At 63.9% G+C, this 14,556-nt stretch carries 11 protein-coding genes; 6 read left to right on the top strand and 5 right to left on the bottom strand.

Translation table 11 applies throughout. The features are described from left to right. Positions 1-22 precede the first annotated feature (22 nt). Positions 23-976: a sensor domain-containing diguanylate cyclase gene (locus tag PSUB009319_RS20790; protein ID WP_124384097.1), complete on the bottom strand. Its 954-nt coding sequence runs from the start codon at positions 974-976 to the stop codon at positions 23-25. 279 nt (positions 977-1,255) lie between these two features. Here PSUB009319_RS20790 and PSUB009319_RS20785 point away from each other — a divergent pair, with 279 nt between their 5' ends. Then, on the top strand, positions 1,256-1,618 hold the full coding sequence (locus tag PSUB009319_RS20785) for a DUF2917 domain-containing protein (protein WP_124384075.1): 363 nt from the start codon (positions 1,256-1,258) through the stop codon (positions 1,616-1,618). A 162-nt stretch (positions 1,619-1,780) separates the two neighbouring features. On the opposite strand, the gene PSUB009319_RS20780 is transcribed toward PSUB009319_RS20785, so the two are convergent. From PSUB009319_RS20780 to PSUB009319_RS20770, 3 genes are all read right to left on the bottom strand, one after another. Further along, positions 1,781-2,218 carry an HIT family protein gene (locus tag PSUB009319_RS20780; RefSeq protein WP_124384074.1) on the bottom strand — a complete coding sequence of 146 codons (438 nt, stop codon included), beginning with the start codon at positions 2,216-2,218 and terminating at the stop codon, positions 1,781-1,783. 95 nt (positions 2,219-2,313) lie between these two features. Beyond that, positions 2,314-3,759 (bottom strand): MFS transporter, encoded by a 1,446-nt coding sequence (locus PSUB009319_RS20775; protein WP_124384073.1) that lies wholly within the window; start codon positions 3,757-3,759, stop codon positions 2,314-2,316. Between the two features lie 40 nt (positions 3,760-3,799). Beyond that, complete coding sequence (locus PSUB009319_RS20770) at positions 3,800-4,465, bottom strand: TetR/AcrR family transcriptional regulator (protein ID WP_124384072.1); 666 nt, start codon at positions 4,463-4,465, stop codon at positions 3,800-3,802. 236 nt (positions 4,466-4,701) lie between these two features. On the opposite strand from PSUB009319_RS20770, the gene PSUB009319_RS20765 reads away from it, so the two are divergent. Then, on the top strand, positions 4,702-5,955 hold the full coding sequence (locus PSUB009319_RS20765) for a branched-chain amino acid ABC transporter substrate-binding protein (RefSeq protein WP_124384071.1): 1,254 nt from the start codon (positions 4,702-4,704) through the stop codon (positions 5,953-5,955). A 42-nt stretch (positions 5,956-5,997) separates the two neighbouring features. Here the strand turns inward: PSUB009319_RS20765 and PSUB009319_RS20760 are convergent, their stop codons facing one another. Then, a complete protein-coding gene (locus tag PSUB009319_RS20760) occupies positions 5,998-6,930 on the bottom strand; it encodes a 2-hydroxyacid dehydrogenase (protein ID WP_124384070.1) in 933 nt (310 codons plus the stop codon). A gap of 270 nt (positions 6,931-7,200) precedes the next feature. Here PSUB009319_RS20760 and PSUB009319_RS20755 point away from each other — a divergent pair, with 270 nt between their 5' ends. From PSUB009319_RS20755 to PSUB009319_RS20740, 4 genes are all read left to right on the top strand, one after another. Beyond that, on the top strand, positions 7,201-7,911 hold the full coding sequence (locus PSUB009319_RS20755) for a glycine zipper 2TM domain-containing protein (RefSeq protein ID WP_124384069.1): 711 nt from the start codon (positions 7,201-7,203) through the stop codon (positions 7,909-7,911). 102 nt (positions 7,912-8,013) lie between these two features. Further along, entirely contained in the window at positions 8,014-9,852 is a 1,839-nt protein-coding gene (locus PSUB009319_RS20750) for a methyl-accepting chemotaxis protein (protein ID WP_124384068.1), read from the top strand. A gap of 738 nt (positions 9,853-10,590) precedes the next feature. Continuing rightward, a complete protein-coding gene (locus PSUB009319_RS20745; RefSeq protein ID WP_124384067.1) occupies positions 10,591-12,726 on the top strand; it encodes a glycosyl transferase family protein in 2,136 nt (711 codons plus the stop codon). Further along, positions 12,723-14,471, top strand: a complete 1,749-nt coding sequence (locus tag PSUB009319_RS20740) for a bacteriophage N4 adsorption protein A (protein ID WP_124384066.1) — start codon at positions 12,723-12,725, stop codon at positions 14,469-14,471. Before PSUB009319_RS20745 ends, PSUB009319_RS20740 begins: the two co-directional genes overlap by 4 nt. The last annotated feature ends 85 nt before the right edge of the window (positions 14,472-14,556 follow it).

Here is a 14,556-nt window from a genome sequence, read left to right as displayed (position 1 = left end):
TGTCAGGACTTGAGGCGGTCGGTTATTTCACCGGCCGTCCGTCGAAAGATTCGATCCGGTTGCGGCCGTTTTGTTTGGCTACGTAGAGCTGCCGGTCGACGGCCTGGATGAACCCCGTTGCGCTGACGTCAGCATCCGGAACGATGGTTCCAACCCCAATGCTGACAGTGACGTGCTGGCCATGTGGCGACTGCGAGTGAGGGATGGCCAGTTTCTCGATCAGACGCTGGCAGCGCTCTGCAACCCTGTGGGCTCCGGCGGCGCCTGTTTCCGGCAGCATCAGGATGAATTCTTCACCGCCAAAGCGCGCGACCACATCGCGTGGGCCGGTCGAAGCCAGGTTCAGTGTCTGGGCAATGTCGATCAGGCATGTGTCGCCCTGAATGTGTCCGTACAGGTCGTTGTATTGCTTGAAGAAATCCACATCGATCAGGATCAGCGACAACGGCAAGCCGCCGCTGCGCGCGCTTGTCCATTCTCTTTCGAGGCTGACGTCAAACTGGCGCCGGTTGGCGATACCCGTCAGCCCGTCCTTGAATGACAGCGCCTCCAGTTCCTTTTGCAGGGCGATCAGCTTTTCTTCGGTCTTCTTGCGCTCGCTGATGTCGAACATGAAGCCGATCAGCGATTCCACCTGGCCGCTGTCATTGCGCACCACGTGGACGACATCACGAATCCAGACATACCCGTTGTCCTTCGTGAGCGCGCGGTAATCGGCCTCGTGATCCACCCCGGCTTGGGACTGGGCGATACAGAAGTTCACCACGTAGTCCCGGTCGTCGGGGTGAATGCGCGTTGCCCAGTCTTCGGCCGTGCCCCAGCTCTCCTGGCTCCAGCCGAGTAGCGGTTCGATTTGCGGGCCGATGTAGGCAAATGTCATCGTCGACCAGTCGATCTTCCAGGGAATGGCCTTGGTCGATTCCAGCAGCGTCTTGTAGACCGCGCCGTCGCTGCCCAGATCGTTGATGCCAGCCATGCCGAACTCCGTATGCATTCCAGTCTCAATGCGCAATCCAACCGCGCCATCGCTACGTCGGCATAACGGCAGCCGCAGAGAATGCTGAACCCCACAGGAGGCGGGTTTCACCCTGAACTTCGGCTGCCCGAACTGTTCGCGAAAGATATTGAACAGTTCAGTCAAACTGTTCGCAACTGTTCATGTCAACGGCTTGAACTGCCGCGCAAGATGGAACCGTGCCGATCCGCAGTCCCCATAAAAACCCACCAACGAACCCTCGGCACAGGAGTCTCCATCATGCGCGAAATCAGGATCTTCGAACTCGACCGGCCGGGCGTGCCGGTGAGCTGGCGGTCGGCACGGGCCCAAACCATCGCCGCACAAGCCGGGTTGTTGTGGGTTACGCAAGAGCATCAGCGCCAAGACATGTGGCTCAGGCCTGGTCAATCGATCGACGTGCCGGCGGGCGTGCGCTTCTGGCTGTCCGGTGAACCGGTGGAAGGCACGCCGGCGCGCTTTGCCGTGACTGAAGACATCAACGCGCCGCGCCGCCTGTTGCGCTTCATCGGTTTGCTGGTGGCGGCCGCGTATCGGCAGATTCTGCGTGACGATGGGCAGGATGCCACGCGTACGCCGTCGGCGCAGCGCATTGGTACCTGAGAGCACCTGGGCCGCAAACACCAGCCGGAACTCGGTCCGCCCACCCGGCGGGCTGCTGGCCTGCACGCTACTGCGGTGCAGGCCCATGCGTTTGTCGAAGAGGCGCAGGCCGTGCTCGATGCGCAGATGCGTATGCCGGCCGCTGCGCCGTAGAGACGGGGCTTACTGGCCGGCTTGCAGTGCAGCGATGATCTTCTCGGCGTGGGCCTTCAGTTTCTCGCTGTCGGCCTGTACGCGGGCGTGCGGTTGCAGCGGAGTGTCGCTGTAGCGCGGCAGCACGTGAAAGTGCACGTGCGGCACGGTCTGGCCGGCGGCGCTGCCGTTCAATTGGAAGACTGCGATGCCCGGCGGCGTGAACGCAGCACGCACCGCGCGCGCCAGCTTGCGCGTGGTGCGGATGGCGGCAGAGGCGGCTTCGTCGGACAGGTCGAACAGCAACGCGGCGCCTTCCTTGGGCAGCACCAGCACGTGGCCGTCGGCCTGCGGCATGATGTCCATGAAAGCGACGGTGTGGTCGTCTTCGTACACCTTGATACACGGCAGCTCGCCGCGCAGGATCTTGGCGAAGATATTCTGGTTGTCGTAGGTCGCGTCAGTCATGGGTGTCTCCGGCAAACGGGGAAGGGCACAGGAAAGGGCAGCGGGCAGTATATATGCGGCCGGTGGCGACGCGCATGGCGTGCGCTTGGTACGGATCAAGCCGCAGCATCGTCCGCCGATAGCGGGGCGGCCACGTGTTCGAGCGGTTTGCGCTCGGCGGCGGTGCCCCAGCAAGCCTGCACCACGGCGGCCAGCAGCATCAGCACGGCGCCAAATGCATAGCCGCCAAACACCGCGCCGCGCGAGTGGGTGTCGATCAGCCAGCCGAACAATGTCGGGCCTGCCACGCCGCCCAGCCCTGTGCCCACCGCATAGAACAGCGCGATGGCCAGCGCTCGCACTTCTAGCGGAAAGGTCTCGCTCACCGTCAGATACGCTGAACTGGCGGCGGCCGATGCAAAGAAGAACACCACCGTCCAGGCGATCGTCTGCGTGGTGCCATCCAGCACGCCGGCCTTGAACAGCGCACCGCTTGCGAGCAGCAGTACGCCACTGATCGCATAGGTGGCGGCAATCATCGTGCGTCGTCCCACTACGTCAAACAACCGCCCCAGCAGCAGCGGGCCGAGAAAGTTGCCCAATGCGAAGGGCAGTAAATACGTGCCGACCTTGGTGGCGGGCACGTCGTAGAAATCTGTCAGCACGAGTGCGTACGTGAAGAAGATCGCGTTGTAGAAGAACGCCTGGGCCGCCATCAACGCAAGGCCGACCAGCGCGCGCCGGCGGTGCTGCACAAACAGCACGCGCGCCACCTCCATCAGATGAGGATGGTCGCGGCTGCGCATGCGCAACGCGGGCAGCGGCACGGTATCGAAACGATGGCCGCGTGCGGTGATTTCGCTTTCGATGGCGCACACGATGGCCTGCGCTTGCGCATGCCGGCCACGCGTGATGAGCCAGCGCGGGCTTTCTGGAATCCAGAAGCGCATCACCAGGATGACGAGCCCCAGCGCCGCGCCGATCAAGAAGCACAGCCGCCAGCCGGTATCGACGCGCATATGCGCCGGGTCCAGCAGCCACAGCGATGCACCGGCACCCAACGCCGCACCCACCCAGAACGTGCCGTTGATGGCAAGGTCCGTCCAGCCGCGTACGCGCGCCGGCGTCAGTTCCTGGATGGTCGAGTTGATGGCCGCGTATTCCCCGCCAATGCCCGCGCCCGTGAGCACGCGAAACAGCACGAGGCTGGCGAAGCTCCACGAAAACGCCGTCGCCAGCGTGGCCGAGATGTACACGCCCAGCGTGATGAAGAACAGCTTGCGACGGCCCAGGCGGTCCGTCAGCCAGCCGAACAGCAGCGCACCGAACACTGCGCCGACCAGATAAGCACTGCTGGCAATACCAACCTGCGCATTGGTGAGATGCAGCACGGGGCTTTGCTTGAGCGCGCCCGCAACAGCACCGGCGAGTGTCACCTCCAACCCGTCGAGTAACCACGTAATGCCCAGCGCGATGACAACGCGCGTGTGAAAGCGGCTCCAGGGCAGGCGATCAAGCCGGCTGGGCAGGTCGGATGTGTGAAACGCTGGCGATTCGGGCATCGCGGCGCACTCGGGGGGAATGCGCGTGACGCAGCACGATTTATTCCTGCGGCGTGCCGGTCGAACCCCCGGACGGTGCGCCCGCAAGCAGCGTGTCTTCAAAGAAGCGGCGGCGCGCGTCCTTGTCGGGCTTGCTGCCGTGGTGCCAGAGCGTGGCTTCGGAGAGCTGATAAGCGTAGAGCATGAAGGCACGCGTCTTGGCATCCTTGCGCGCAAAGCCGATCGCCTGGAAGTGCTGGACGTAGTAATCCATGCGGTGCTCGTCGACAGCTTCGACAGCCTGTTGCGCCATCGGGTCGCGCCGCGCCCAGACACGGATGGCGAATTCAACCATCGCGGTGCGGCGCGCGCTGCGTCCGCGAAACGGCAGCGCCAGCAGGTCACGCACCAGGCCTTGCACCGATGGATTCTGCCGCTCCAGCTTGGGGCCCACGCGTGTGCGCTCGCTCCAGTCTTGCAGCACCTGGTTCAGCAGGTCGTCGCGGTTCTTGAAGTGCCAGTAGAAGCTGCCGCGCGTGACATCCAATTGCTTGGCGAGCACATCCACACGCACGGCATCGATGCTCTTGGTGACGAGCAGATCGGTGGCGGCACGCACCCAGTCGTTGGGCGTGAGCTGTGCACGCGGCGCGGCGGGGGAGGCGGCATCGGCATCAACGTCGACGGGCACGTCGTGTTGGTCGATCAGCGGGGAGGGCGTGGGCATGAAGGCGGATTCTAGCTCCGCTGACACGGCTGTCCAGCGCTTAAATCGGGCCGGCGCCCCCAGGTTTGCGCGGGTTGACATGTCAACAAACGCGCTCCTACCATGCACATACGTTTGTGTATGGAAGGATCGAGCTACGGTAAGCCTCGGTTTGCGGTTTTTTGCAAGAGCCATGCTCGGCGATGCCTTCTGCACGGCGTCCGACGATAAGACATAAGACATCAGGAGACATTTGCATGAAGGCATTCCGACTCGCGCTGTGCGCGGCGGCCATTGCGGGCGCATTCTGCGCGAGCACTGCTCAGGTTCAGGCGGCCGAGACCGTCAAGATCGCGTGGATCGATCCGCTGTCCGGGTTGATGGGCGCGCTTGGCCAGAACCAGCTGCGCAGCTGGCAATACGCGGCTGATATGGCCAACCAGCAGAACTGGAGCGGCAACGGCACCAAGTTTGAAGTCGTGGGTTTTGACAACAAGGTCTCGCCGCAGGAGAGCCTGACGATTCTCAAGCAGATCACCGATCAGGGCATTCGCTACGTTGCGCAGGGCGATGGCTCCAGCGTGGGCATGGCGCTGCAGGACGCCATCGCCAAGTACAACGACCGCAATCCGGGCAAGGAGATCATCTATCTCAACTACGCCGCGGTTGATCCGGACATGACTAACAACAAGTGCAACTACTGGCACTTCCGTCTGGATGCCAATTCCGACATGAAGATGGAAGCCCTGACCAGCTACCTGGCCAAGGATCCGAACATCAAGAAGGTCTACCTGCTGAACCAGAACTACTCGTTTGGCCATCAGGTGGCGCGCGCCGCCAAGGAATACCTCAAGCGCAAGCGTCCGGACATTCAGGTGGTGGGTGAAGACCTGCACCCGTTGGCGCAGGTGAAGGATTTCTCACCGTACGTGGCGAAGATCCGTGCGTCGGGCGCCGATACGGTCATCACCGGCAACTGGGGGAGCGATCTGGCGTTGCTGATTCGCGCATCGAAGGATGCGGGCCTGAACACCAACTTTTACACGTATTACGCTGGCACCACCGGCGTGCCCACGGCGATGGGCGCCTCCGGTGCAGACCGCGTGAAGGTGATCAGCTACTTCGCACCGAACGACGGCAACCCGAAGACCAGCGCCGTGCTTGACGGCTTCAAGAAGAAGTACAACGACGACTTTTTCAACGCCGATGTCTACACCGGCATGGCCTTCCTCTCCAAGGCTGTCAAGACGGCTGGTTCGGCCGAACCGGCCAAGGTGGCAAAGGCGATGGAAGGCATAACGATCGAGAGCCTGAACGGCCCGGTCGAGATGCGCAAGACCGACCACCAGGCCCAACAGACGCTGTACGTCACCACCTGGGTCAAGGCCGACGGCAAGAAGATCAAGTACGACCAGGAAAACACCGGCTACGGTTGGCGCACCGACGTCACGCTGGAGCCGCACCTGGCGGCCCAGCCGACGTCGTGCCAGATGAAGCGCCCCGCGTCGTAATTCTGTGATGGAGGTGTCTCTGGCCTGGGCCTAAACCTAAACCTAGACCGGGGACACTACACCCGTGCCGGCCAGGTGTCCGCGGGCATTTTCCAGAAAGCGATCCACCGTCGCCTGCACCGATTCCGGCGACCAGCCGGCAATGTGCGGCGTTAGCACAACCTGCTCAAGGTCGAGCAGCCCGGCCGGTGGCTTGGGCTCGCTCTCATACACATCCAGCCCTGCGCCGCCCAGCTTGCCCGCACGGATGGCCGCTTCCAGCGCTGCGGTGTCCACCACGCTGCCGCGCGCGATATTCACCACGGTGCCGCTCGGGCCCAGCGCTTCCAGGATCGTTTGGTTGACGAGGTGCCTGGTCTGCGCGCCGCCCGGCGTGGCAACGATCAGAAAATCTGCCCACTCGGCCATGTCTTTGAGCGTATCGAAGTAGCGGTAGTCCACACCTTCGCGCGGCTTGCGGTTGTGATAGCCGATCTGCATGTCGAAGCCGGTGGCGCGGCGCGCGATCTGCAGGCCAATGGTGCCCAGGCCGACGATGCCCAGGCGCTTGCCACACACACCGGGTTGCAGCGGAATGTCGTCGCGCCAGACCCCGTTGCGCGTCGATTGATCCAGCTTCGGGATGCCGCGCACCGTCGCCAGCAGCAAACCAAAGGCATGGTCGGCCACGCAGGCGTCGTTGGTGCCCGCGCCGTTGGCCACCACCACGCCGCGCGCGCGGGCGGCATCCACGTGAATGTTCTCGTAACCGGCACCCAGCGCGCAGGCCAGTTCCAGCTTGGGAAGCGCGGCGATCTCAGCATCGGTCAGGCCCGTCGCCCCATTGGTGAGCACGATGCGAATGTTTTGGCCGTCGCGCGCGATGGCTGCATCGCGTTCTGCTTGCGTAGGCGCGTGGATGACGTGGAAGTGTTCAGCGATCTGCGCCACGTTTTCGGGCGTCATCGCAATGAGGAGTAGCAGGGTCGGTTGCATGGCAAGGAGAGGGGGGGGCGCGTCTCGTTGGCAAGGAGGGTTGGCAATGAGGTGCGTCGCACGGCGCCCGGCGATGATAACGCGCACCCCCTGCGCCTTGCTGAAAGCCACGACCGTCAGGCGGTTACACCCCGTTACTGATGAGCAGGTTTGGTTGCACGGGTTTGCAGCGCTGCGGCATAGACTTTGCAGCAAGAGGCGCATGGCCACAGGCCGCGCAGCAGACTGCCGGTTCGGCCCAGACGCCTCGTTCACAAGACGGGATTCATCATGCAAGCAACGAACAAGTCGGACCAGTCAGGGCGCGCAGCGCGTTGGGTGACGGCAGCCGCATTGGCTGCCGTGGCAGCAGGGCTGACAGGCTGCGTGACAGCGCCGGCGTATCCGGGTTATGGCGCGGGCTATGGTGCTGGCTATGCCGCAGGCAGCAATGCTTACGGCAACAGCGCTGGCCCGACCACCTACAGCACTACGCCGTATGCCGGCGGGTACGACAGCACCTACAACAACGGTTACGGTAGCTACGACCCGAACGCGCCGCAGCCGTATCCGCAGCAGCCGGCGCCGGCCTATCCCGAGCCGAATTACTCGCAGCCGAACTATTCCCCGTATCCGAACAACGGCGATCAGGGCTATCAAGCGCCGGCGGATAACCGCTACGGCGTTGTTGAATACGTTGAAGCGGTGCCCGTGCGCGGCCAGTCCAGCGGTGTGGGTGCCGTGCTCGGCGGCGTGGTGGGCGGCTTGCTCGGCCACCAGGTTGGTGGCGGACGCGGCAATACCGTGGCCACCATCGGCGGCGCGGTGGCGGGCGCCATGGCCGGCAATGCCGTGGAAGGCAATACGGTGGTCGGCCAGACTTACCGCGTGACGATGCGGCTGAACGACAACTCGCGCGTCACGCTCACGCAGAACAACGCGAACGGGCTGCGCGTGGGCGACCGCGCCCGTATTCAAAACAACATGGCGGTGCCGTACTAGCCACATCTTGCATGGGAGGTAACCGCGCCCTTGCCCGGACTGGGCTTCAGGAATGGCGGGGGCTAGCCGATATAGCGGAGGCGATAACCCGCTGTGACTCCCATGCTCAATCGACTTTCCATCCGTTTTCGGCTCAATGCAGCGCTGACGCTGCTCGCCTTGCTGCTGGCCATGACCGGCACCATTGGCGTGGTCGGGATGCGCGCATCCGACGCGAATATCAACGACATCTATACCAATCAATTGGTTTCGACGTCGTTGGTGGGCAAGGCACAACTGAACGCGGCGATCGTGCGCACGACGCTTGATCGCGCGGTCTTCCATCCGGATGCCGCCGACGTGCCGGCCATCATCGACAAGGCCGCCGGTTACCGCACCAAGTCGGACGATGCCTGGAAGGCGTACAAGGCGCTGCCCATGAACGCTGACGAGGCGCGCCTGGCCGCCGAGATGGAGGCCAAGCGCAACGCGCTGTTCAGTGACGGGATCGAACCGCTGATGGCCGCGCTGCGCGCGCACGACGTTGCCGCTGCCGACACGGTCGTGATGAAGACGATTCCGCCATTGTCTGTGGCGCTTACGGTGGCCGCAGATGCACTGGACCGCAGTCAGGCCGAACAGGCCAAGGCTGCATACGAGGGTGCGGCGGCTCGCTCGCATGCTTTTCTGATGCTCATCATCGGCGCCATCGTGGTGGGTATTGCGGCGGCGCTGGGCTGCGCGTTCGGCCTGCACCGCGCGATTTCGGTGCCGCTGTCAAACATGCTGGGCCACTTCAGCGCGATCTCGCATGGCAACCTGACCGAGCGCATCACCGTTACCAGCAAGGACGAAATGGGTGCGCTCATGCAAGGTCTGATCGACATGCAGCGCGGCCTGATCCGCACCATCGTGACGATGCGCGGCGGCAGTGAATCCATTGCCAGCGCCACCAAGCAGATTGCGGCAGGCAACATGGACCTGTCGCAACGCACGGAAGAACAGGCGTCGTCGCTGGAGGAAACGGCGTCGAGCATGGAAGAGCTGACGAGCATCGTGAAGCAGAACGCCGACAATGCACGCCAGGCCAGCCAGCTTGCGGGCAACGCATCGGACATCGCCGTGAAGGGCGGCGAGGTGGTGGGCCGCGTGATCGAGACGATGTCGGGCATCAACGACAGCAGCAAGAAGATCGCTGACATCATCGGCGTGATTGAAGGCATTGCTTTCCAGACCAACATCCTGGCGCTGAATGCCGCGGTGGAAGCTGCACGCGCAGGCGAACAGGGCCGCGGCTTTGCGGTGGTGGCGGGTGAGGTGCGCAGCCTGGCGCAGCGCTCGGCGACGGCGGCCAAGGAGATCAAGGAACTCATCAGCGATTCGGTGGGCCGTGTTGAGAACGGCTCGATGCTGGTGACTGAGGCCGGCACGGTGATCGACGAAGTGGTGGTGGCCGTCAAGCGCGTGACCGACATCATGGGCGAGATCAGTTCCGCATCGGACGAGCAGAGCGCCGGTATCGAACAGGTCAACCAGGCTGTCACGCAGATGGACGAGGTGACCCAGCAGAACGCCGCGCTGGTGGAAGAGGCGGCTGCTGCCGCGCAATCGCTGGAAGAACAGGCCGGCGTGCTGCGCGAAACGGTGGCGTCGTTCCGCCTGCCGGCGGCCGGTGCGCATGCCGAGCCCGTGCTGGCGCCCGTGGCGGCGAAGGCAATGCCTGCGGCATCGACAATATCGACGACATCGGCCGCATCCAGCCCGGTCGCTAAACCGGCTGCGCGCAAACCTGCCGTGCCGACGGCGCGTGCGGCACGCAAGCGCCTCGCAGCGCCAGTCAAGCCAGCCGTCGTACAGACTCCGAACGCCAAGGCTGCGCCTGCCGTGGCGGCCGAACCCAGGACAGGCAAGCTTGCCTTGGCTGCGGTCTCCAACGATGCCGACGATTGGGAACAGTTCTGACGCGTAAGCTGACACGCATCCGAGCAAGCCGCGCCCTGAGCGCGGCTTTGTGTTTCAGCGCTGCAACCGATTCGCCAGACTGCTTGGGCCGATGTTGTTGCTTCGGCCCGCGCTGGTTGCGGCATATGCCTGCCAGGATGTCGCGCATCAGCTTGCGCCCGCGCAACTGGTGCGCGTGGTGTCTCGCAAAGCCTTTGCACACAAGGCTTTGCGCGCTTCATTTCCTTGCCCGCTGTGGTTCGTGCGCAGACACGGGCGCGGACCCGCGCAAGGCCGGTCCTCGGACGCTTAACCCGAACGCCCTGCACCTGACCACGCATCGCCTCCGTCATTCGTAGGGAGGCCTTGTCCGCAGCCCGGACGAATATCCCACCCCAACAGATCGCGTTGCATGCCGTGGCGTTGGCCCTGGCACCCTTGCCGCCCGTGCTTTGCGTTCACCCATGCAACAACCCGGTGTATCCGGCACGTCCCTGAAGGCGCTTGTGTGCGCTGCATCGCATAACCGTGCGCCTTGGCGGGTGTTGGTATGGTCCTCGCGTTCCTCCTCGCGGCAAGCAGGCTAGAGGGCGACGCATCAACCCGATCGATAGCAGGTGATTGGGTCAGATGCCACGGTGCAAGCGGTTGCGCCGCATGTCGAAAAGACCTTGGGGGAAGTATGAGCGCCACAGCGCAAGGCGGGGGGTACGCCGGACACTGGCAACGCGCCCGTAGGGTGGGAGCAGGGGAGCAGCCATGAGCGATCTGCCATGGGAGCTTTACCTGGCGTTGCTCAACACCTTGACGGTGGCGACTACGCTCGTCATCTTCATCAGCACCGCCGACGATTTCTTCGTGGATGCCTTCTACTGGGTGCGGGAGCTGTGGCTCTGGCCGCAGCGTGGGCGCACGCCAGTCACGATTTCGGCGCAATCGCTGCGTGAACGCGAGGAGCAATGGCTCGCTGTCATGGTGCCGGCGTGGAAGGAGTACGACGTCATCGCCAAGATGGTCGAGAACACCCTGGCGACGATGGAGTACACGCGCTTCATCATCTTTGCCGGCGCCTATCGTAACGATGCGGAGACCACCGCCGAAGTCGAGCGCATGGTGCGCCGCTATCCTGGCCGCGTAGTGCGCGCCGCCGTCACGCACGATGGCCCGACGTGCAAGGCGGACTGCCTGAATACCATCATCCAGACCATCATCCGGCACGAGGCGGGGCACGGCATCCGCTTTGCGGGCGTGATCATGCACGACTGCGAAGACGTGATCCACCCGCTGGAGCTGAAGTATTTCAACTACTTCATCCGCGACCAGGATCTTGTGCAGTTGCCGGTGCTGTCGCTCGAGCGCAAGTGGTACGAGTGGGTCGCTGGCACGTACATGGATGATTTTTCTGAGATGCACCAGAAAGATCTGATAGCGCGCCAGGCGTTGACCGGCACAGTGCCCGGCGCCGGCGTGGCGCTGTGCTACAGCCGCCGCGCCATCGAGGCGGTGATGAAAGTGTGTGGCGAATCCCCCTTCAACACCAGCACGCTCACGGAGGACTATGACTTCAGCTTCCGCCTGCGCGAGCTGGGCATGCGTGAAGCGTTCGTGCATTTCCCGATCTGCGAGAACGCAGAGCCCTCGGAAGATGCCCAGGGCAAGACGCGTACGCGCTGGCGCCTGGGCCGGCGCAAGGGCGTGCGTCCGCAACTGCCGGCCACGCGCGAGTACTTTCCAAGCACGTTCCGCGCGGCCTACCGGCAGCGCGCACGCTGGGTGCTTGGCATCGCTTTCCAGGGCTGGCTGCAGATGGGGTGGAACGGCAACCTCATCACCCGCTACATGTTCTTCCGAGACCGCAAGGGCGTGCTGACGGCGCTGTTCTCGATCCTGGCGTATGTGCTGTCACTCAACTACCTGGTGCTGGGCGGGTTGATGGCCCAGGGCGTAGTGGTGATGCCGGACGGTACGTTTGCAGTTGGCACCGTGTGGATGCAGGATCTGCTTGCCATCAACGCAGCGTTGCTCGTTAATCGGCTGGCACAGCGCGTGTACTTTGTCGGGCGGCTGAACGGCCCGCTGCAAGGCGTGCTGTGCGTGCCCAGGCTGGTGGTGAACAACTTCATCAACTTCTTCTCGGTATGCCGCGCGTGGAAGATCTTCCTGATCTACTGCCTGACCGGCAAGCCCATTGCCTGGGACAAAACCCAGCACATGTATCTGTCGAACGACGCGCTGGGCCGCACGCGTTGCAAGCTGGGCGAGACGCTTATCAAGTGGGAAGTCCTCACGCAGGAACAGTTGGATGCGGCGCTCGTCATCCATCGCGAGACCGGACGGCGGCTTGGGCAAGTGCTGGTCGAGCAGGGCATGGTCACGGCCGATACGCTGGCCGATGCACTGGCAGAGCAGGTGGATCTGCCGCGCGTGAGCCTGACCAACGTCGTGCTGGGGGCGCTGGCCGATTGCCTGCCGCGTGACTTGGCTGTGCGGCATCACGTGGTGCCGTTCTCGATTGGCGAGGATGGCTCGCTCAACATCGCCGTGTCGGAGTTGCCGAACGGCGAAGTGCTGGAGGAGCTGGCCCGAGCGGCCGGGCGCAAAGTCGCGTGTTTCATGGCGTGCGACCATGAAATGTCGGCCGAACTGGCGCAGATGGCCGACCCGAACCGCCGTGCCACGGTCGTGTTTGGCCCGACGGCTTACTCCGCCGTACTCGCGGCCACGCCAGCCGCCGAATCCATGACGGGCGCCGGCCCAGGCGTTTCAGCCGGCACGGCACCCGCACCCGAGGTTTCCACCAATCCCTCCATCTCCGTGCCGCCGGACCTGCCTACAGGGCCGCCTCTTGGACCGGATGCGCGGCCCGATCCGTCTGTTGCGGGAGGTGTGGCATGAAACACGAGAGAGCCAACCGTTCAAGCCTGCACCGCTTGCGCTGGCCGATTGCCGCGGCAGTGTGGGCCTTGTGTCAGGGCGTATCGATGGCGCAGCAGGCTGCGCAGGCGTTGCAGCCCGACGCCTATTTTCGTGCGGACCGCGCCTATCACCTCATCGATGCCAACCAGCTCGACGATGCCGAAGCCGCCATACGCGCAGCATTGGCCGTGCAGCCCGATAGCCTGCAACTGAACCTGCTGCTGCTGGATGTGCTCACGCGCAAAGGCAAGCTGGATGCGGCCCGCACGCAGGCCGATGCGCTGCTGCAGAAGTATCCGAACGAACCGCGCGTGTACGCACAGCACGGGTTCCTCGCGCAGAAAGCGAGCGATCCCGCCGTCGCCGAGCAGGACTTTGCGCACGCCGTGCAAGGCACCGACTGGACCGCGCAGGAGCAGCGCAACCTGCATCTGGCGTGGTCGGACAGTGCCTATTCCGCCAAGCACCCGCAAGCAGCGCTGGACGCGCTGAGCGGCCTCAAGGATGAGCCCGATGCCGACGTGCAACTGCGCCTCGCGCAGTCGCGCCTGCAACTGGGCGACCGGGATGGAGCCACCCAAGCCGCCACCCTTGCCGCCGAACACGCTGCGGACCCGGCGCGGCAGCGCTATGCAAAGGCACTGCTTGCCCAGGCGATGGCGCCCGCCGCGCAGGGCGAGGCCACGTCTGCCAATGACCCGCGCGTGATCGGCCAGCGTGAATTGAACGAGGCTTACGGCCACCTCCGCGCGCGTGACGATCGCGCTGCGCTGGCGGCCTTTCAGCGCGGCTTTGCCACCGGCCAGGGCAACTGGACCCACTACGCCGATGCTGCCTATGCAGCCAAGCGCCTGGGCGACAACCCCACCGCCATCAAGCTCTTCCGAAAAAGCCTCGACCACGCCGACGCTGATGCCAAAAGCGACAGCGGCAAGGATGGTGACAGCGGTGGTGACGACCGCCTCCAGCCAGACCGCCGCTTCGGCTACCGGCGTGAAATCGAGCAGATGCAGCGCACCTTCGGCATGGTGCTCTCGGGCGCGTATCAAACGTCGGCATTCGGTTTGCCCAACACCGTGAGTGCCGGCCAGGCGGGCGCCGAGGTGTACTGGCAGCCGCCGGGTATCGGCTACCGCGACGGCAGCATCTTCCAGCTCTTCGTACGTGGTTACGACAGCGTGTACGACCGCAATGGCCACACCGGTTTGCCGACCGCGCAGGGCTCGGCGGGTGCGCGCTACAAGCCGATCAAGGACATCAACCTGGTGTTCACCGCCGAGCGCCTCTTCCGTATCGGGCAACTGACGACCAACGACACGCTGTTGCGCATCGGCTTTTCAACCGACCAGGGCCTTGACCTGCAGGTCACCAGGCCGCGCTGGCAGACGTGGCAGGTGTATGGCGAGAGTGCGTACTTCGTCAATCAGGGCCGCATGATCATCAGCACGGAAATGCGCTACGGCCACACGTGGCGCGTGAACTCCATCAGTGATCGCCTGACGATGTACCCGCATGTCGTGCTCGCGGGCGATCACGACAACAAGGCGATTGGCCAGCGGCTTGCGCTGGGTATCGGCCCCGGCATCAACTTTCGCTACTGGTTTCGCGAGTCGCAATACGCAGCGCCGGCCAGTTGGCTGGACTTTACCGTGCAGTACCGCTTGCCATTGACGCACGCGGATCGCGCAAAAGGGGTGGTCGCGCGAGCCATTCTTTGGTTCTAGGCCAACTCCAGATTCAAGCAGACCCCAGTCAGAGGTGTCGCAGATGAAACGTTTTTGACCACCGAGGGAAACGGGTAACCAAGTG

The organism is Ralstonia sp. SET104 (assembly GCF_003851545.1).
In the GTDB taxonomy this organism is placed as follows: domain Bacteria; phylum Pseudomonadota; class Gammaproteobacteria; order Burkholderiales; family Burkholderiaceae; genus Ralstonia.
Note: the sequence above shows the minus strand (reverse complement) of the source record. Positions and strands in the feature narration are given on the sequence as shown.

Bases quoted from the DNA above. Each gene is read 5' to 3' on its own strand.
- PSUB009319_RS20780 (WP_124384074.1), bottom strand. From the start codon at position 2,218: ATGACTGACGCGACCTACGACAACCAGAATATCTTCGCCAAGATCCTG.
- PSUB009319_RS20760 (WP_124384070.1), bottom strand. From the start codon at position 6,930: ATGCAACCGACCCTGCTACTCCTCATTGCGATGACGCCCGAAAACGTG.
- PSUB009319_RS20755 (WP_124384069.1), top strand. From the start codon at position 7,201: ATGCAAGCAACGAACAAGTCGGACCAGTCAGGGCGCGCAGCGCGTTGG.
- PSUB009319_RS20765 (WP_124384071.1), top strand. From the start codon at position 4,702: ATGAAGGCATTCCGACTCGCGCTGTGCGCGGCGGCCATTGCGGGCGCA.
- PSUB009319_RS20775 (WP_124384073.1), bottom strand. From the start codon at position 3,759: ATGCCCGAATCGCCAGCGTTTCACACATCCGACCTGCCCAGCCGGCTT.
- PSUB009319_RS20790 (WP_124384097.1), bottom strand. From the start codon at position 976: ATGGCTGGCATCAACGATCTGGGCAGCGACGGCGCGGTCTACAAGACG.
- PSUB009319_RS20745 (WP_124384067.1), top strand. From the start codon at position 10,591: ATGAGCGATCTGCCATGGGAGCTTTACCTGGCGTTGCTCAACACCTTG.
- PSUB009319_RS20785 (WP_124384075.1), top strand. From the start codon at position 1,256: ATGCGCGAAATCAGGATCTTCGAACTCGACCGGCCGGGCGTGCCGGTG.
- PSUB009319_RS20770 (WP_124384072.1), bottom strand. From the start codon at position 4,465: ATGCCCACGCCCTCCCCGCTGATCGACCAACACGACGTGCCCGTCGAC.
- PSUB009319_RS20740 (WP_124384066.1), top strand. From the start codon at position 12,723: ATGAAACACGAGAGAGCCAACCGTTCAAGCCTGCACCGCTTGCGCTGG.
- PSUB009319_RS20750 (WP_124384068.1), top strand. From the start codon at position 8,014: ATGCTCAATCGACTTTCCATCCGTTTTCGGCTCAATGCAGCGCTGACG.